General features: G+C 52.6%; 1 protein-coding gene. It reads left to right on the top strand.

Features of this window, described 5'->3' with window-relative positions; translation table 11 throughout:
• The coding region (locus tag QP981_RS11225) for an IS3 family transposase (protein ID WP_284857594.1) at positions 1–207 on the top strand (207 nt) is incomplete at its 5' end.
• Positions 208–213: the final 6 nt, after the last annotated feature.

Genomic DNA, 213 nt, shown 5'->3' with positions numbered 1-213 from the left:
TGTTACGACAACGCGGTCATGGAGAACTTCTTCGGCCACGTGAAAACCGAGATGTACCACGGAGAAGTCTTCGACACTGTCGCAGAGTTCAACCAGGCGATCGATGAGTACATCGGGTGGTACAACACCGAACGCATCCAACAACGACTCAAGGGCCTGACCCCGATGCAATATCGGAATCAGACCCTTGAAGCCCTAACCGCCTAGAGTTAA

This window comes from Corynebacterium sp. MSK047, from assembly GCF_030232285.1.
Lineage (GTDB): Bacteria > Actinomycetota > Actinomycetes > Mycobacteriales > Mycobacteriaceae > Corynebacterium > Corynebacterium jeikeium_D.
This window is presented reverse-complemented; position numbering and strand designations above follow the sequence as displayed.